This is a genomic window from Actinophytocola sp. (genome assembly GCF_036402745.1).
Taxonomy (GTDB): domain Bacteria; phylum Actinomycetota; class Actinomycetes; order Mycobacteriales; family Pseudonocardiaceae; genus Actinophytocola.
The window spans coordinates 1-18,216 of record NZ_DASWSJ010000214.1 but is presented as its reverse complement, the minus strand read 5'-3'; the positions used below and the strand labels follow the sequence as shown (position 1 = coordinate 18,216).

Here is an 18,216-nt window from a genome sequence, read left to right as displayed (position 1 = left end):
CGATCGCGCGCGGGGTGGGCGGGTGCGGTCGCGCCGCCACGATCGCCGCCGGGGCCAGAGGTCCGAATTGCGGTGGTTTGCGCAAGCTTGCGGTCCAATCGCGCAAGAAAAAGGCATTTGGCCGCACATGTGCATCAGCATCTTGTTGCATACGTCACAGCGCCTTATGGTCACCTCACCCTCTCGGCGGTCGGGTCCGCCTCGAGTGGCGGCAGGCTTCTCCATCCCGAGAGAAACGAGTCCCTCGATGTCCCGGAACATCACCGGATCCCCCACCCGCCGCGCCACCACGCAGTGGGCCGCGGTCGCCACCGCGGCCGTCGTCAGCCTCGGGCTCGTGGCCAGTGACGGCACGGCCGCCGCCGCGCCGCGCGCCGGCACCGGGCCCGTCGTCACGCGGGCCGCGCTCGACCCGGCGCTCGTCGCCGGCCGGGGCGCCGACGTCGGCTTCCTCGAGCAGGAGGCGGAGAACGCCGCGACCAACGGCACGGTCATCGGCCCCGACCGCACGGCGTACACGCTGCCGGCGGAGGCGTCCGGCCGAACGGCGGTCAGGCTGGCCCCGGCGCAGTACGTCGAGTTCACGCTCCCGAAGGCGGCCAACGCGATCACCGTCCGCTACAGCATCCCCGACGCGCCGACCGGCGGCGGGATCACCGCGCCGCTCGACGTCACGGTCAACGGCAAGAACCGCCGGACGATGACGCTCACCTCGCAGTACGCCTGGCTCTACAACCAGTACCCGTTCACCAACGACCCGAACGCCGACCTCCTGCACGCCGACTGGTGGATCACCGAGTGCGCCTGCGTGCCCGCGCAGACCACCCCGCCGCCGGTGATCCAGAAACCCTTCCGCCCCAGCCACTTCTACGACGAGCAGCGCCTGCTCCTGGGCAAGACCTACCGCGCGGGTGACAAGGTCCGGCTCACCGTGCCCGGCGCAAGCCGTGCCGAGTGGACGGTCGTCGACCTGCTCGACTCCGAGCTCGTCGGCCAGCCGCACGTCAACACCCGGGCGCTGGACGTGCGGCTGTTCGGCGCCGACCCGACCGGCCGGCGCGACTCCGCCCCGGCGTTCGAGCACGCCATCGCCCTCGCGCGGTACCTGAACCGCACCGTGTACGTGCCGCCCGGAACCTTCCAGGTGAACCGGCACCTCATCGTGGACGACGTGACGATCGAGGGCGCCGGCAACTGGCACACGATCATCAAGGGCCACGAGGTCGCACTCGACCCGCCCGCGCCGGACGGCTCGGTGCACACCGGCGTCGGCTTCTACGGCAAGGACGCGGCGGACGGCGGCAGTTCGGGCGTGCACCTGTCCGGCTTCACGATCGAGGGTGACGTCCGGGAGCGCATCGACACCGACCAGGTCAACGGCATCGGCGGCGCGATGAGCGACTCGACGATCACGGGCCTCTACATCCACCACACGAAGGTCGGCCTGTGGTTCGACGGCCCGATGACCAACATCCGGGTCACCGACAACATCGTCGCCGACCAGGTCGCCGACGCGCTCAACTTCCACATCGGCGTGACCGACTCGGTGGTGGGCAACAACTTCATCCGCAACACCGGCGACGACGGCCTTGCCATGTGGGCGGAGAAGACGCAGAACGCCAACAACACCTTCGACCACAACACCGTGCAGACGCCGGTGCTCGCGAACGGCATCGCGCTCTACGGCGGCACGGACAACACGGTGTCGAACAACCTCGTCGCGGACCCGATCCGCGAGGGGAGCGGCATCCAGCTCGGGTCGCGGTTCGGCGCGCAGCCGTTCACCGGGCACGTGTGGGTCACCGGCAACACGACGGTCCGCGCGGGGACGTTCGAGCTGAACTGGAAGATCGGGCTGGGCGCGATCTGGATCTACGCGCTCGAGCGCAACATCGACGCGGACCTCCAGGTCGTCGGCAACCACTTCCTCGACAACACCTACAACGCGATCATGCTGATCAGCGACTTCCCGGTGAAGGACCTCTACTCGATCACCAACGCCCACTTCAAGGACATCCGGGTCGACGGCACGGGCACGTCGGTGGTGAGCGGCCGCGTGTCGGGTGCGTCGACGTTCGAGAACGTGGACGCACGCAACGTCGGCGCGGTCGGCGTGAACAACTGCGGGTCGTTCAACTTCCCGCCCACCGGCTCGGAGTTCGCGCTGACCGACCTGGGTGGCAACGACGGCGGCTGGCTGGCCCCGTGGATGCTGCCGAACACGATCACCTGCGACGACCGCCCACCGGTCGTGCCGCCCCCGGCCCCGTCCGGCTGGTGACGCCGGCGCCGCCCGGGTGGTGACCTCCGCACCACCCGGGCGGCGCTGCCGCGGATCGAGCGAACCAACGGCCGGCACCGTGCTTAACTGACTCGGTGGCATCTGGGGTAGCGGAAGCACACCGCCGTATCGACGCGGCCGTCGCGGCCGACAAGTCCACTCTCGACCTCAGCGACCTACATCTCACCGAGGTACCACCCCGCGTGGCGGAGCTGTCCGACCTCTCCGAGCTTCAGCTCGAGAGCAACTACCTCAGCGAGCTTCCCGGCTGGCTCGCCGGCCACCCGAAGCTCACCCGGCTGGTCCTCGACGACAACCGGCTGACGGAACTGCCGACCTGGCTGGCCGACCTGCCCGGGCTAACCGCTCTGCACCTCAACAACAACCGTCTCGGCGAGCCGCCGAGCTGGCTCGGCACGATGACGAACCTGACCCAGCTCGCCCTCGGCGGCTACCGGTTGACCCATGCGCCGGACTGGCTGGCGAACCTCTCCAACCTCACCCGGCTGGACCTCGACAACAACCGGCTCACGGACCTGCCGGACGTGCTCGCGCAGCTGCCGAACCTCACCTATCTGGCCATGGACGGCAACCGCCTGACCGAGCTACCGGAATGGCTGGGCAGCCTCACCGGACTGACCCAGCTGTTTCTCCCCGGCAACCGGCTCTCCGAACTGCCCGACTCGTTGGCCGACCTCACCAACCTCACCAAGCTCCAGGTCGACGAGAACCGGCTGATCGGCCTTCCGGACTGGATCGGCTCGTTGCGCGGCCTGACCGGGCTCGGTATCGGTGGCTGCCTGCTGACGGCCGTGCCGGACTGGGTCGACGGTCTCGTCAACCTCACCAAGCTATGGCTGCACGGAAACCGGCTCACCGGCCTACCGGAATGGTTCGGCGGACACCGGACACTGACCCACCTCACGTTGAACAACAACTATCTCGCCGAGGTACCGCGGCCGCTCGCGCACCTGTCGAACCTCGAGCGGCTGGACCTGGACGGCAACCTGCTGACCGAGGTGCCGGAATGGCTCGGCAGCCTGACGAGCCTCACCGTGCTGTACCTCCAGAGCAACCGGCTCACCGACCTACCGGACTCGCTGGCGAACCTCACCAGCCTCACCAGGCTCCAGATCGACGACAACCGGTTCACGAGCGTGCCGGAGTGGGTCGGCACCATGACCGACCTGACTACGCTCGGCATCGGTGACTGCCGGTTGACCGAGCTACCGGACTCGCTGGCGAACCTGACCAACCTCACCAGGCTCTATCTCCAGGGCAACAGGCTCACCGCGCTGCCGGACTGGCTTGCCGACCGGACTCATCTCACCGAGCTGTGGCTCAGCAACAATCGACTGACCGAGTTGCCGGACTGGCTCGGCGACTTCACGAGCCTAACCACGCTCGGGCTCGATGGGTGCCCGCTCACCGGCGTGCCCGACAGTCTCACCGGACTCACCAATCTCACCGAGCTGTGGCTGAGCGATCTCCAACTCGGCTCCGTGCCGGACTGTGTTGCCGGCCTCACGAACCTGACCGAACTGTGGCTCAGCAACAACCAGCTGTCCGAGCTACCGGACTGGCTGGCCGACCTCACCGCGCTCAGGCAGCTCCACCTGTACAACAATCGACTGGCCACGCTGCCGGATCGGCTCGCCGGCCTCGCGAACCTCGACACGCTCGACCTGAGCTTCAACCATTTCACCGAGCTGCCGTCATCGGTGACGAACTCCCCCCGGCTCAGTGAGCTGTTCATCAGTTACAACGACTTCGTCGAGCTTCCCGAACGGCTCGGCCGCCTTACCGAGCTCACCTGTCTCGGCGTGAACGGCTGCGGGATCACCACGCTGCCGGACTGGCTTTCCACGCTCACCGGCCTCACCGAGCTTCAGGCCGACAACAACAAGGTCGCGGACCTGCCGGAGTGGCTGGGCAGCCTCACCAACCTCACCAAGCTCTCGCTCAGCTACAACCAGCTCGCCACCCTGCCGGACCAGCTCCGCACGCTCACCAACCTCACCGCGTTGTGGGTCGGCGACAACCGGCTGACCGGCCTTCCGGACTGGCTCGGGGAGTTGGCCAGGCTCGAAACGCTCGGCATCAACGGCTGTCAGCTCGACGCGCTGCCGGACAGCCTGTCGACGCTTCGGCACCTCGTGCACCTCTTCGCCGACAACAACCAGCTCACGGAGCTGCCGGGCTGGCTCGCCGATCGCACGTGTCTCAAGACGTTGTCGGTCAACGGCAACCGACTCGCCGAGCTGCCCGACCGGCTTGCCGGCCTGACCTGTCTCTCCACGCTGTCGGTCAGCCAGAACCGGCTCGTCGGCCTGCCGGAGTGGCTCAGCGGCCTTACCGGACTCACCACCCTCGGGTTCGGTGGCTGTCACCTCCGCAGCCTGCCGGCATGGCTGGCCCGTCTCACCGGCTTGGTGAGCCTGGAGATCGACCACAACAGGCTGACGGAACTACCCGACTGGCTGGCGGATCTCAGCACGCTCAACCTCCTGTCCGTGCGCAACAATCCGCTGAGGACACTCGGCCCTGATTTCGGCAGGTTGGTTCAGCTCGAATCCCTTGATGTCACCGGTGGTCGGCTCGAAACGCTGCCCGACGGCCTTGCCGGACTCGTCCGGTTGCGCACCCTCTATGTCGGCGACAACAGGCTGGCGGCGCTTCCCGAATGGCTCGTGCGGCTTACCCGGCTCGCCTATCTCAGCGTCGAGTACAACATGCTCACCGCGCTGCCGGAGAGCATCGGCCGGCTCACCGCCCTCGCCAGGTTGTACGCCAACAGCAATCGCCTGGTGCGCCTTCCGGACAGTATCGGCGAACTCGCCGGTCTCACGCTCCTGCACGTCAACGACAACCGGCTGTTCGCGCTGCCGGAGGGGATCGGCCGGCTCGCCGGCCTGACCGAGTTCTTCGCGGGTGACAACGTCCTGACGGCGCTGCCGGAGAGCATCGGCCGGCTCGCCCGGCTCAAGGAGCTCGATCTGGAACACAACGCGCTGACCACGTTGCCGGAGGGCATCGGCCGGCTCAGCAGGCTCACTCGGCTGCACCTGGGCGACAACATGCTGTCGTCGTTGCCCGACACCGTTCAGGACCTCGCCCGGCTCTCGACCCTGAACCTTGCCGGCAACAAGCTGACCTCCCTGCCGGACTGGCTGACGGTGATGCCGAAGCTGACGGACCTGTTCGTCATCGGGAACGAGCTGGTGAGCCCGCCCCCGGAGATCGTGGCGGGTGGCTCGGACTCCGTTCTGGCGTTCCTGCGCGCCCGGACTCGGGGCAGCGACGCACAATGGCTGTCCAAGCTGCTGGTCGTCGGGGAGGGCGGGGTCGGGAAGACGTCGTTGATCAAGGCGCTCGCGCATGATCCGCACGATCCGGAGGAGCCGTCCACGCACGGGCTGACGATCAAGAACCTCGTCTTCGGCCATCCGCGCGAGCCCGCCGTCGAGATGCGGCTGAGCACCTGGGATTTCGGTGGGCAGGAGATCTACCACGCCACCCACCAGTTCTTCCTCACCGACCGGTCGCTGTTCGTGCTGCTGTGGAACTCCCGGCTCGGCTGGGAGCAGGGGCGGCTGCACTACTGGCTCGACATCATCACCGCCCGGGCGCCCGAGTCGCCGATCATCCTGGTGGCCACGCACATCCACGGGCGGCCCGTCGACCTGCCGCTGGCCGAGCTGCGGGAGAAGTATCCGAAGATCGTCGCGAGCGCGCAGGTCGACAACGAGACACGCGACGGGATCGACGACCTCCGGACAGTGCTGGCCGACCAGGCCGCCGACCTGCCGCTGATGGGCACCGAGTGGCCGGCGACCTGGCTGCTCGCCGCCGACACGTTGCGGAGCGCGGCCGAGAACCACGTGACGCCGGGCCAGATGTGGCAGCTCATGTCCGCGTCCGGGGTCACCGATGCTCGCCAGCAGCGGTACGTCGCCAGCGCGCTGCACGTGCTGGGCGACATCCTCTACGACGCCGACGATCCTGAGCTGAGCCAGCTGGTCGTGCTGCATCCGGCGTGGGTCAACGAGTTCATCAGCAAGGTGCTGGACAGCCCGCGGGTCGCCGCGCTGCACGGGCTCCTGACCCGTGAGCATCTCAACGAGCTCTGGTCCGACCTGGACCGGGGCGTGCGTGACCACCTGCTGTCCATGATGGACAAGTACGACCTGTCCTACCGGATCGAGGGTGGCACCAGCGACCTGAGTCTCGTGGTCGAACGGCTGCAGTGGGACCCGCCGTCCTACCAGGACCAGTGGGCGGCCATCCGGAACCTGCCCGACACCCGGGAGATCAAGGTGATCTACCGGCTCAACACGATGCCGCCCGGGATCCCCACCTGGTTCATCGCCCGGTCGCACCGGTTCAGCAAGAAGATCCATTGGCGAACCGGCGCGCTGCTGGGTCATGGCGACGGTCAGCACCTGGCGCTGGTGACCGCGGACCGGCACCGCAGCGTGGTCGAGCTCGCCGTGCGGGGGCCGTCGCCGGCGGGGTTCTTCATGGTGCTCGACGACGGTCTCAACCTGACCCTCGAGCGCTTCCCCGGCCTCGACATCACCCGCCAGGTGCCGTGCCCGTGTGAGGACACCTGCACCGAGCTGTTCGACTACGAGAACCTGCGCGCCCGGATGGCCCGGACGCCGCCGCGCTACGAGATCGAGTGCCACCGATCCGGGGAGCTCGTGTCGGTGCCGCAGCTGATGCTCGGCCTGGCGCCGTCGGAACGGGACGCCACCCGGACGAGCATCGACCAGTTCGCGAAGACGCTCGCGCAGTTCGGCGACCGGCTGGGTGAGCAGAGCGGCTACCTGCAGCGCATGTTCCTGAGACTGCAGCGCCTCGCGCAGGTCCAGCAGGAGGCCCGGTGTCCGAGCGTGTTCGCCGTCGTTCCGGCGGACCATCGCCGGATCACCGGTTCGGCCTACGAGATCCACCTGTACTGCGAAGAGCCCGGCGCGTGGCACCGCCTGCCCGAGCCGATGGGCGTGTACGCGATCACCCAGCCGGCGGAGTGGTTCCGCAAGGTCGGGCCGTACCTGCAGCATCTGATCACGGTGCTGAAGCACGCCACCGCGCTCGCCGGCCCGATCCTGGGCGTGGCCGTCGACAAGCTCGACGAGCAGCTCAAGCTCGACTGCGACCTGATGAAGGAGCTGGCCAACCAGCTGCCGAAGGAGGTCCGGCACAAAGGTGAGCTCCCGGGTGCGCCCCCCGCGGACCCGGGCCCGGAGTCCCACGCCGCGACGGACGCCGACTTCCGCGCGCTCAAGACCATGCTGGCGAAGCTGGATCCGGACGAAGCGTGGGGCGGCCTGTCCCGGACCACCACGCCGGAAGGGCTGACGCTCTATCTCTGCGAACACCACCTGGCGCAGTACCGCCAGCCCACCGCGCCGATCGAGAGCCTCCGCGCCGAACGGCACCCATAGCGCGCGTCGCATATTGCGACAGTTGGTGGGCTTCGGCGCGCCTACCGTCGGGACGGCAGTCAGTCGACCAACGGAGGTTGCCATGAAAGCGCTGGTCTACCACGGTCCGGACAGCAAGGCGTGGGAGGACGTGCCCGATGCGGCCGTCCAGGAGCCGACCGACGTGGTCGTGCGGGTCGACACCACCACCATCTGCGGCACCGACCTCCACATCCTGCAGGGCGACGTCGCCGCGGTGACCGATGGGCGGGTGCTCGGGCACGAGGCGGTCGGCACGGTCGTCGAGGTGGGCGGCGCGGTCGAGGGGTTCCGCGTCGGCGACCGGGTGCTGGTCCCGGCCATCACCAAGTGCGGGCGCTGCGAGTACTGCCAGCGCGGCATGCCCTCGCACTGCCAGAGCGTCGGTGGCATCGGGTGGATCTTCGGGCACCTCATCGACGGCACCCAGGCCGAGCTCGTCCGCGTCCCCTACGCCGACACCTCGCTCTACGCCGTCCCCGACAGCGTCACCAACGAGCAGGCCATCTTCCTCGCCGACTCGCTGCCCACCGGCTACGAGGTCGGCGTCCTCGCCGGCGGGGTGCGGCCCGGCGACACCGTGGCCGTCGTCGGGGCCGGAGCCGTCGGGCTCTCCGCCATCCTCACGACCGGGCTCTGGGGCGCGTCGCGGGTCATCGCGGTCGACACCAACAAGTTCCGGCTCACCACCGCCCTCGACTTCGGGGCCACGGACGCCATCGAGGCCGGGCCCAACACCAGGCAGGACGTGCTCGCGCTCACCGACGGGCTCGGCGTCGACGTGTCGATCGAGGCCGTCGGCTACCCCGAGACGCTGCGCACCGCGGCCTCGCTGGTCCGCCCGGGCGGCACGATCGCCAACATCGGGGTGCACGGCGCGCCCGTCGAGCTCCCGATGCAGGACCTGTGGATCCACAACGTGAAGATCACGATGGGCCTCGTCGACACGGTGTCGATCCCGACGCTGCTCAAGATGGTCGGCAGCGGCCGGATCCCGTCGGAGAAGATGGGCACCCACACGTTCGGCTTCGACCAGCTCGACGAGGCCTACGACGTGTTCAAGAACGCCGCGGCCAACGAGGCGCTAAAGGTGATCATCAACGCCTGACGGACGGCACGGTCGGCTCAGTGGCCGAAGGCCTCCGCCAGCCACCACGACCCGCCGTCGCTGGTGATCTTCGCGTCGATCACCAGCGGGCGGTCGCGGGGGCCGTCGAGCCAGGCCGGCACCGCGTCCAGGTCCCCGACCGTGCGGACGGTGACGCCCGTGCAGCCGAAGCCCGTCGCGAGCGCTGACAGGTCGGTGTCCGGGAACCGCACGGTGTCCAGGTCCTGGCCCGTGAAGTGGTGCACCTCGGCGCCGTACGCGGCGTCGTTGTAGACCACGATCACCATCGGCAGGCCCAGGCGCACCACGGTCTCCAGCTCGGCGACGCTCATCAGGAACCCGCCGTCGCCGAGCGCGGCCACCGGCAGCCGCTCGGGCCGGGCCAGCGCGGCGCCGATCGCGGTGGCGAGCCCGAGCCCGATCGACTGGAACGCCTGGGTGAAGCAGAAACCGTACTCGTCCGGCACCTCCAGGTAGGCGCTCGGGTAGCCCATGAAGTTGCCCGAGTCCACCGCCACGACCCGGCCGCCGGGCAGCAGCTCGTCGAGCCGGCGGCTCAGCGTGCGCGGGTCGATCCTGTCCACTGTGGACTCGTCGGCGTAGGGCACGTCCCGCCGGCGCACCGATGGGACGGTTCCCGCGCGGTAGCCGGTCCGCGGCGGACCGAACGCGGCCAGCACGTCCCGCGCGGTCCGCCCCACGTCGCCGACCACGCCGACGTCGACCGGCCGGTGCCGGCCGAGCGCGGCCGGGTCCAGGTCGACCTGCGCGATCGTCGCCGAGGGGCCGAGCAGCTTGCCGTGCCGGGTGGTCCACATGTTCAGCGCGCAGCCCCACGCCACGACCAGGTCGGCGGCGCCGATCAGCTCGGCGGCGCGCGGCGAGGCGAACCCGCCGGAGATGCCGAGCGACCACGGGTCGCCGGCGAACAGCCCGTTCGCGACGGCGGACGTCGCGAGCAGCGCCCCGGCGATGTCGGCGAGCGCCCGCAGCTCCGGCCCCGCCGCGCGGGCGCCGCGCCCGGCCACGAACACCGGCCGCGCGGCCGCCCGCAAGGCCGACACCAGCGCGGCGACCGACTCCTCCGCCGGCCGGACCGGCAACGGTGCCGGGGGAGCGCGGACCGGCTCGACGGCCGGGGCCGGCGCGGCCTGGACGTCGAGCGGCAGGTTGAGCACGACGGTCCGCCGCTCGTGCACCGCCGTCCGGTAGGCGCGCAGCGTGTCGGCCGCCGCGGTCCCCGGCGAGTGCACCCGCGCGGGCACCGCACCGACGGCCACGGCCAGCGCGTCCTGGTCGATGTCGAAGTTGGAGCCGACCGCAGCGCCCGGCGTGTCCGCGGCGAGCACCAGCAGCGGCGTCCGGCTCTTCGCCGCCTCGGTGATGCCCGTCAGCGCGTTGGTGAGCCCGCAGCCCTGGTGCGTGGTGACCACGGCGAGCCGGCCGCTCATCCGCGCGTACGCGTCGGCCATCGTCGCCGCGCCGCACTCGTGGCGGGCGGCGACGAACGGCACCCCGTGCGCGCGCAACGCGTTGGTCACGTGGAAGTTGCCGCTGCCGACCACCCCGAACGCCTGCGCCACCCCGAGCTCGGCGAGCGTGCGGCCCACCAGCGCGGCGACGGTATCGGTCACCGCTCGACCAGCGCGTACACCCGCGCCGGACTGCCCGATCCGCCGACGATCGGCAGCGGCGAGACCACCAGCATCGCGCCGGTCGTCGGCAGCGCCGCGACGTTCTGCAGCTGGGTCAGCCCCATCTTCCCCGCGCCGAGGAAGTAGTGGTGGCACGGGAACGGCGGGTCGAAGCTGTGCGCGGCCCCGGCGTCGGTGCCGACCGTCTCCACGCCGAGGCCGACCAGGTCGGTGTCCTCGGCGAGCCAGCGGGCGCACTCGGCGGAGATGCCCGGCGAGTGCGGCCCGGTCTCGTCGGCGTTGAGGAACTGCGCCGCGTTGGCCGAGCGCCGGTCCCAGCCGGTGCGCAGCAGCAGCCAGCCGCCGGCCGGGAGCGGGCCGTTCTCCGCCTCCCAGAACCGCACGTCGTCGATCTGCAGGAGGAAGTCCGAGTCCGCGGCGACCCGGTCGGACACGTCCACGACCACCGCCGGCGCCACCAGGCCGCGCAGCGGCAGCTGCGAGACGTCCGGACCGTCCTTTCCGGACACCCAGTGCGCCGGCGCGTCGACGTGGGTGCCGGTGTGCTCGCCGGTGTGGATGTTGTTCCAGTACCAGTTCGGGCCCGCGGCGTCGTAGCGGCTGATCTCCTCGAGCTGGAAGTGGATCGTGTTCGAGAACGGTTCCGGCAGCTGCAGGATCGGGGTGTCGCTGGACAGCGGTGCGGTGAGGTCGACGATCTCGACCCGGCTCGTCGCGATCGCGTCGAGCAGGTCCTGCAGCAGCGGCATGGGTTCTCCTCGGTGAGTCCGGCGGCGCGGTCGAGCGTAGCGCCGCCGGCCCCGCGCGGCGGCTACGTGCCGATCACGAGCTCGCGGACCCGACCGGCTCCCGCTTCCCGTCCCCGACGGGTGGCGCGGCCTCCGCCGCGGGGGCGGCCATCAGCACCGCGCTGATCGGCACCGCCATCGCCAGGCCGGCGAGGACGAACACGGGGAACAGGAAGCTGAACACCTCCAGGCCGGCCGGGTCCGGCGCGGCGGTGTCCAGGTGCACCCGGACCGCGGCCATGCCGGTGTAGTGCATGCCGGTGACCGCGACACCCATCACCGCGCCGGCGACGAACCGCAGCGCGATGTGGTTGACCTGGGCGGTGAACCACAGCGCCGCGGTCGCGGCCACCACCGCGATCGCGATCGACAGCGCCACCAGACCGGTGTCGTAGCCGATGCTCCCCTTGACGTTGACCGCCCACATGCCCGTGTAGTGCATGAGGTTCACCGCGAGCCCGGTGATCAGCCCGGCGGCCAGCAGCCGCCACCGCGCGAACCGCGCGCGGACGCCGAACACGAGCAGGCCCACGAACACCGCGGACACCGACAGGACCGCCGAGAGCCAGGTGCGCCCGATGTCGTAGCGCACCGGCATGCCCGGCGTGGTGAAGCCCAGCATGGCGATGAAGTGCATGAGCCAGATGCCGACCCCGCCGATGGACACCGCGGCGAGCGCCTGCCAGACCAGCCGCGCCCGGCCGGTGGCGTACCGCGCCTGCAGCGTGCACGCGAGCCCGATCGTGCAGCCCACCACGGAGATGAGGTAGGCGAAGAACAGTAACCAGCTGCCCATGTCGAAGTGGTGGACATGATCGACGGCAAGTGCCACGTCAGGGTCTCCTCTCGAAGCTCAGCGCGCACCCCGAGCGCGTACCGGACGCCGGGGCAGGGGCGCGGCCACCGGTCCCGGAGCGTCCAAACGGGACAGTGCATGCTCGCTCGCCGCGACGAGAACGCCTGTGGTGGACTCACGGGAGCGGGCGTCGCAGGGCATGGTGGCCACGTCGGGGGGCAGCGCGAGCGCCTCCCGGACCTGGTCGACGGTGAACCGGCGCGCGCCGTCGAACTGGTTGATCGCCACCAGGAACGGCAGGCCGCGCGCCTCGAAGTAGTCGATGGACGCGAACCCGTCGGCCAGCCGCACGGTGTCGACCAGCACGACGGCCGCGATCGCGCCCCGGACGATGTCGTCCCACATGAACCAGAAGCGGTGCTGTCCGGGCGTGCCGAACACGTAGAGGACCAGGTCCTGGGCCAGCGTGAGCCGGCCGAAGTCCATCGCCACGGTCGTGGAGATCTTGGCGGAGCTGAGGTTCACCTCGTCGACGCCGACCCCGGCGGAGGTCATCAGCGCCTCGGTGCGCAGCGGCACGATCTCCGACATCGCGCCCACGAACGTCGTCTTGCCGACCCCGAACCCGCCCGCCACGACGATCTTCGCCGACGTGATCCGCGTGCCCGGCGGCCGGCTACCGCGCGCGGAGTCCACTGAGCACCCTCTCGATCAGGTCCCGGCGCTCGTCGGCGCCGGCGTCGTCGCCGAGCGTGGCCTCGACGACCACGAGCCCGTGGTCGAGCAGGTCAGCCACGAGCACCCGCGCAACGCCGAGCGGCACCGACAGGTGCGCCGCGATCTCGGTCACCGAGCGCGGCTGGTGGCACAGCTGGGTCACCGTCCACAGCGCATTGGCCCGGCGTTGCGGCAGCCCACGGCCCGCCGCCGTGGTCCGCACCCGCGCCTCGACGGCCAGCTCGACGCTCGGCTGGGTGCGCCCCTCGGTCCACGAGTACGGCCGGGCCAGGGCCGGTTTCCTGGCCGGTGAGCCGGCTTCGGTCACGTCTCCCCCTCACGGTCAGCGCCCCTCGTCGGCCCCGCGAACGGGGGTGTCGACCATCCGCCCCACCCGGTCCACGAGCAACGTCATCTCGTAGCCGACCAGCCCGATGTCACACCCCGCCGCGGCGAGCACGGCGAGGTGCGAGCCGTCGCCGACGCTCATCAGCAGCAGGAACCCGCCCTCCATCTCGATCACCGACTGGACCACCCGCCCCGCGGTGAACAGCTGCGCGGCGCCGACCGTGAGGCTGGTGAGCCCCGCGGTCAGCGCGGACAGCTGGTCGGCGCGGTCGCGGGGCAGCCCGTCGCTCGCGGCGACCAGCAGCCCGTCGGCGGAGACCAGCACGGCGTGCGTGACCCCGGGCACCTCCTGGGTGAACGCGGAGACCAACCAGCCGAGTGTCGGCTCGGTCGTGGTGCTGCTCTCTGTCGTCATGACCCCTCCCTCGGATCGGACCCGGCCGGCTCCCTGCCAGCCGCCGGGTCTTCCCTCTACGCGGCGCCCCCGCGGCGCCGCGCACTAGTTCTGCCGCTCGGGTGCGGCCGTGGACTCGGACTCCTGCCGGGTGCGCCGGGCGGCCTGGACGCCGCTGTAGTGCCGGGAGAGGTTGCTGCGGATCGACTCCGGATCGCGGAACCTCGTGGCCGGTGCGGCCGGCTTCTGGGAGACCGGCTGCACCGGCGGCACCGGGCGCTCAGCCGGCTTGCGCATGGGCAGGCCGGCCGCGGTCGTGCGGAGGGTCGGCTCGCCGGCCGACCTGTCCGCTCTCGGCTGTGTCTTGTGTGGTGGGGCGGCGGCGTTGGGCGCCGTGCCGGCCGGCGCGGTGGCCGGCACGGCACCCAAGGCCGATGAGGCGGCCGAGGTGGTGGCCGCCGGCGCCGGGGACATCCAGCCGGAGTCCGCCGGCAGGGCCGGGCCGTCCACGTCGACCACCGGGGTGAACCAGTCGATGGCGCTGCCACTGGTGGCCGCGCGCACCGGCTGGGCGGCGACGTCGGTCGCGTAGGTGCGGGCGATGCGTGGCGACGCCCCGTCGCCGTTGCCGATGCCGTTGCCGTTGCCGTCGTCGATGCCGCCGTCGATGGCGTGCGCGCCGGTCCGGGCGTCGACCCGCGCGTCGGCCGGTGCCTCCGGCGCGCCCTCGGCGAGCACGAACTGGCTCGGGACGTGGACGCTCGCGGTGATGCCGGCCTGGGACGAGCTGTCGTAGGTGGGCCGCAGCCGCACGGTCACGCCGTGCCGCGCGGCGAGTTGGCTGACCACGAACAGGCCCATCCGCCGGGTCGTCTCGGGGTCGACCACGTCGGTGGTGGCGAGCCGCGCGTTCACCGCCACGAGGTCGTCCGGCGCCATGCCGAGCCCGGCGTCGACGACCTCGAAGAGCAGCCCGCCGTCGGCGCCGCGGTCCGCGGTGAGCACGACCTTGCGGTCCGGGGGAGAGAACCGGGTCGCGTTCTCCAGCAGCTCGGCGAGGATGTGCACGATGTCCGCCGCCGCGGACGCCCGGACCGACCCGTTCGGCGCGTGCCCGAGGCTCACCCGCCGGTAGTCCTTGACCTCCGAGGTCGCGGCGCGCAGCAGCTCGACGACGGTGACCGGCTGGTTGCCCCGCCGCGGTGGCGTGCCGCCGGCGAGCACCTGGAGGTTCTCGCCGTTGCGGCGCAACCGGGTGGCGAGGTGGTCGAGGCGGAACAGGCCCTCGAGGCGCTTCGGGTCCCACTCGTCGGTCTCCAGCTCCTCGATGACGTTGAGCTGCAGCTCGACGAGCGACTGGCTGCGCCGGGACAGCGTCATGAACATCTCGCTGACCTGGTGGCGCAGCTCCGCCTGCTCACCGGCGAGCCGGACGGCCTGGGTGTGCATGTCGTCGAACGCGCGGGCGAGCTGGCCGATCTCCTCGTTGGTGTGCACCGGAACCGGCTCGATCGACCGGTAGTCGACGTGCTCGCCGGCCCGCACCTTCTCGACGGTCCGCGGCAGCTGGTCGTGCGCGGCCGACAGTGCCGCCGCACGCAGCCGGCGCACGGGCAGGAGCAGCGAGCGGGCGACGATGAGCGCGACCGCCAGCGCGGCGAGCAGCGCGCCGAGCACGATCGCCGACTCGCGCAGGGCGTTGGCGCGGGCGTTGTTCGCGCTCGTGGACACGATGTCGGCGAGCTGGGTGAACCTGTCCTGGGTCATCGTGCGCAGCGCGGCGGACTCGTCCTGCAGGTCGGGCACCAGGTTCACGAGCTCGGCCGTGCGGTTGGCGGCGATGTAGCTCTGCAGCGCGTCGCGGCGCGACGACGCCGAGCGGGTCGCGGAGGAGAGCTCGGGCAGGTCCGCGGCCGGTAGGTCGAGCGCGAGCCGGTCGCCGAGCACGGACTCCTCGGCCGCGTTGTGCTGGATCGCGGTGGCCACGTCGCTGACGACGGGCGCGCCACCGGCGGACTCGATCAACGCCTCCTCGGTGCTCACCGAGGCGCGGAGCAGCAGCAGCGACAGCAGGTTCGACGCGCGCTCGGCCAGGCTCTGGCTGGTGGCCGAGGACACCACGTTCGGCAGCAGCTCGCCCAGCCCGCGGATGACCTGGCGGTAGCCGAAGGCCTCGGTGACCGGGTCGGTGGCGGGGTCGGCGGCCTGCTGGCGGGCCACCCGCAGCTGGCTGAGCGCGTCGCCGAGCTTGCGGCTCACCGTCGCGGGCAGGCGGGCGAAGTCGGCGGTGTTCTGCAGCTGGGTGACCTGCTTGTCGACAGCGGCCTTCCGCGCCTCCAGGTCGGTGCCCGGCGCCACCATCTCCAGCGCGACGAGGTTCGCGAGCGTCACCGACTCGTCGAGGACGGGGAGCTGGTCCCGGACCGTGCTCAGCGCGTTGGCGTCGTCGAGCTGCTGCTGGACCCGGGTGCCGCCGAGCACGAGCGCGATCGCGGCGGGCACGACCAGCACGACCGCGACCTTCGTCCGGAGGCCCCAACTGTCGACACGCCACCGCGCGGGGTGTTCGCCTGACTCCGGCACCGCATGTCCAATCTGACCTGTCGGCTGATTCGACCAGTGCTGCCGATGCCCCCGGGTCGGTGGTCTGGCGGGTCGCCAGAGTCACCTGAATGGGCCCACCGGCGAGGCGATGCAATCCGAATGTCTCGATGATGTCAAGCAAATCCGACCGGAGTGTGGCGCCCATCTTCAATAAGGGACTTTGGTCCCTGTAAGCCTTACTCCATTTGCACTACCGGAAACAGTGACGGCGCGTGTCCGTGCCGTGTCAGGGCAGTGCTGTCGGGCTCCGGAGGCGATGAGAACGACCGGTCTCATAAATCATTTCTCGCAAGCCGAGGAAAATGAAATTCGCCCCGCCGGCCGATACTTCCGAATTGTATGCATGTTGGCGTGTGGCGAGTCATCGCCGGAAATCGTGAGTCAATTTCCGGGCGGCTGGTCATAGCCGCAGGGTATGACCTCCCAGCCGATCTCCGGCTACCCGGGCGGCCGGGGCGCGCACATGCTCGGGTCATGACCGCCACGACCCGGCAGAGCACCCGGCAGACGCTGCGTGGCGCGGTGCCCGCGCTGGTCAGCACGGGTGCCGCGGTGGCCGTCGCGTACCTGACGAACCTGGTCGTCCCCGCGGTGAGCGCGCTGACGGCGGCCGTCGTGCTCGGCGTCCTCGCGGGCTCGACCCCCGTGCTCTCCGACCGGACCCGCGCGGTCGTGGCGCGGCTGACGAAGAGGCTGCTGCGGGCCGGCGTGGTGCTGCTGGGCCTGCAACTCGCCCTGCCGGCGGTGCTGGGCCTGGGGCCGGGGGTGCTCGTGGCGGTGGTGGTCACCGTCGGGATCACGTTCGCCGGCACCGTCGCGCTCGGCCGGCTTGTCGGCGTGCCGCGTGGGTTGGGGCTGCTGGTGGCCACCGGGTTCTCGATCTGTGGCGCGTCGGCCATCGCGGCCATGGAGGACGTCGTGGACCGCGAGGACTCCGACGTGGCGACCGCGGTCGCGCTGGTGACCCTCTACGGGAGCCTGGCGATCGCGGCCGTCCCGCTGCTCGGCGGCCGGCTCGGGCTGGCCGGGCCGCGCCTGGGCGGCTGGGCCGGGCTCTCCGTGCACGAGGTCGCCCAGGTCGTGGCCGCGGCGACGCCGGCGGGCGCGGCGGCGATCGCGGTCGCCGTGGTGGTGAAGCTGAGCCGCGTGGTGCTGCTCGCGCCGATGGTGGCGCTGGTGAGCGTGCACGAGCGGCAGCGGGCCCGGAAGGCCGACACCGGCGCGGCGAAGCAGGCGCCGATGGTCCCGCTGTTCGTGCTCGGCTTCCTGGCGATGGTGGCGCTGCGAACTGTCGACATCCTGCCGGTGCCGGTGCTCGACCTCGCCAAGGTCGCCAGCACCCTGCTGCTCGCCGGTGCCCTGTTCGGCCTGGGTTGCGCGGTGCGGCTCGGCCCGCTGGTGCGCACCGGCGGTCGGGCGCTGCTGCTCGGCCTGCTGTCGACGCTGCTGATCGGGACGACGTCGTTCGTCGCGCTGGCCGTCCTCGGCTGACCTCCTCGTAGGCCCGTGCGATCCGGGGCCGTCTTGGGTACCGGCGCCGCGGAGCACCTGCACCCGCTGGCCCGCCGGGCGGACCGCTGACCCGGCCCAGGCCCCGTCCACGCCGGTGGCCGGTCGCCGCCCTATGCTTCGGGCCGCTCTGATGGCTGTCCCGACCAGGAGGCGCGTGACCATGTCGACGAACGAGGAACTCGTCCAGACGTTCACCGAACTGGACATGAACGACGACGGCCAGATCACGATGAAGGAGTTCCTCTCCGCGATGTCCGCGCGCGGCGAGAAGATCACCGAGGCCGAGGTCGAGTCGATCTTCCAGGACGCCGACACCGACAAGGACGGCCGGATCTCCCTCCCCGAGTTCACCGAGGCCTGGCGCCGCGCCGACCGTCCCTGACACTCAGCACACGCGCAGCCACGCCGGCGCGGCGAACTCCTTCGCCGTCACCTGGGTGAAGTCGCCGCGGTCGAGGTAGCCCGGCAGGAACACCACCGTCGAGTCACCCGCGACGGCGGACTCCGTGTCCTCGAGCGCGGTCCCGAGGTCGGCGACCACCCGG

12 protein-coding genes are annotated in these 18,216 nt (G+C 71.0%); 5 read left to right on the top strand and 7 right to left on the bottom strand.

Annotation, left to right across the window (positions count from 1 at the left end; all coding sequences use genetic code 11):
* Positions 1-247: 247 nt before the first annotated feature.
* The 3 genes from VGD70_RS20430 (at position 248) to VGD70_RS20420 (ending at position 8,857) form a co-directional block, all read left to right on the top strand.
* Positions 248-2,281 (top strand): glycosyl hydrolase family 28-related protein, encoded by a 2,034-nt coding sequence (locus tag VGD70_RS20430; protein ID WP_331083642.1) that lies wholly within the window; start codon positions 248-250, stop codon positions 2,279-2,281.
* Positions 2,282-2,376: 95 nt separating this feature from the next.
* Positions 2,377-7,731 carry a leucine-rich repeat domain-containing protein gene (locus VGD70_RS20425; protein ID WP_331083641.1) on the top strand — a complete coding sequence of 1,785 codons (5,355 nt, stop codon included), beginning with the start codon at positions 2,377-2,379 and terminating at the stop codon, positions 7,729-7,731.
* Between the two features lie 82 nt (positions 7,732-7,813).
* Positions 7,814-8,857 (top strand): alcohol dehydrogenase catalytic domain-containing protein, encoded by a 1,044-nt coding sequence (locus VGD70_RS20420; protein WP_331083639.1) that lies wholly within the window; start codon positions 7,814-7,816, stop codon positions 8,855-8,857.
* Between the two features lie 17 nt (positions 8,858-8,874).
* Here the strand turns inward: VGD70_RS20420 and VGD70_RS20415 are convergent, their stop codons facing one another.
* The 7 genes from VGD70_RS20415 to VGD70_RS20385 form a co-directional block, all read right to left on the bottom strand.
* On the bottom strand, positions 8,875-10,491 hold the full coding sequence (locus VGD70_RS20415) for a thiamine pyrophosphate-binding protein (protein WP_331083637.1): 1,617 nt from the start codon (positions 10,489-10,491) through the stop codon (positions 8,875-8,877).
* Complete coding sequence (locus VGD70_RS20410) at positions 10,488-11,261, bottom strand: cyclase family protein (RefSeq protein ID WP_331083636.1); 774 nt, start codon at positions 11,259-11,261, stop codon at positions 10,488-10,490. Before VGD70_RS20410 ends, VGD70_RS20415 begins: the two co-directional genes overlap by 4 nt.
* A gap of 73 nt (positions 11,262-11,334) precedes the next feature.
* Positions 11,335-12,096 carry an MHYT domain-containing protein gene (locus VGD70_RS20405; RefSeq protein ID WP_331083666.1) on the bottom strand — a complete coding sequence of 254 codons (762 nt, stop codon included), beginning with the start codon at positions 12,094-12,096 and terminating at the stop codon, positions 11,335-11,337.
* 57 nt (positions 12,097-12,153) lie between these two features.
* On the bottom strand, positions 12,154-12,792 hold the full coding sequence (locus tag VGD70_RS20400) for a GTP-binding protein (protein ID WP_331083634.1): 639 nt from the start codon (positions 12,790-12,792) through the stop codon (positions 12,154-12,156).
* Positions 12,773-13,141 carry a DUF742 domain-containing protein gene (locus tag VGD70_RS20395; RefSeq protein WP_331083632.1) on the bottom strand — a complete coding sequence of 123 codons (369 nt, stop codon included), beginning with the start codon at positions 13,139-13,141 and terminating at the stop codon, positions 12,773-12,775. Before VGD70_RS20395 ends, VGD70_RS20400 begins: the two co-directional genes overlap by 20 nt.
* 15 nt (positions 13,142-13,156) lie before the next feature.
* On the bottom strand, positions 13,157-13,576 hold the full coding sequence (locus VGD70_RS20390) for a roadblock/LC7 domain-containing protein (protein WP_331083631.1): 420 nt from the start codon (positions 13,574-13,576) through the stop codon (positions 13,157-13,159).
* Between the two features lie 84 nt (positions 13,577-13,660).
* Complete coding sequence (locus VGD70_RS20385) at positions 13,661-16,066, bottom strand: ATP-binding protein (RefSeq protein ID WP_331083629.1); 2,406 nt, start codon at positions 16,064-16,066, stop codon at positions 13,661-13,663.
* A gap of 567 nt (positions 16,067-16,633) precedes the next feature.
* Here VGD70_RS20385 and VGD70_RS20380 point away from each other — a divergent pair.
* On the top strand, positions 16,634-17,650 hold the full coding sequence (locus tag VGD70_RS20380; protein WP_331083627.1) for a YeiH family protein: 1,017 nt from the start codon (positions 16,634-16,636) through the stop codon (positions 17,648-17,650).
* 181 nt (positions 17,651-17,831) lie between these two features.
* Positions 17,832-18,053 (top strand): EF-hand domain-containing protein, encoded by a 222-nt coding sequence (locus tag VGD70_RS20375; RefSeq protein ID WP_331083664.1) that lies wholly within the window; start codon positions 17,832-17,834, stop codon positions 18,051-18,053.
* Positions 18,054-18,216 lie beyond the last annotated feature (163 nt).

Excerpts from the sequence above, each read along its gene's own strand:
- VGD70_RS20375 (WP_331083664.1), top strand. The coding sequence starts at position 17,832 with ATGTCGACGAACGAGGAACTCGTCCAGACGTTCACCGAACTGGACATG.
- VGD70_RS20390 (WP_331083631.1), bottom strand. The coding sequence starts at position 13,576 with ATGACGACAGAGAGCAGCACCACGACCGAGCCGACACTCGGCTGGTTG.
- VGD70_RS20405 (WP_331083666.1), bottom strand. The coding sequence starts at position 12,096 with ATGGGCAGCTGGTTACTGTTCTTCGCCTACCTCATCTCCGTGGTGGGC.
- VGD70_RS20380 (WP_331083627.1), top strand. The coding sequence starts at position 16,634 with ATGACCGCCACGACCCGGCAGAGCACCCGGCAGACGCTGCGTGGCGCG.
- VGD70_RS20430 (WP_331083642.1), top strand. The coding sequence starts at position 248 with ATGTCCCGGAACATCACCGGATCCCCCACCCGCCGCGCCACCACGCAG.
- VGD70_RS20410 (WP_331083636.1), bottom strand. The coding sequence starts at position 11,261 with ATGCCGCTGCTGCAGGACCTGCTCGACGCGATCGCGACGAGCCGGGTC.
- VGD70_RS20420 (WP_331083639.1), top strand. The coding sequence starts at position 7,814 with ATGAAAGCGCTGGTCTACCACGGTCCGGACAGCAAGGCGTGGGAGGAC.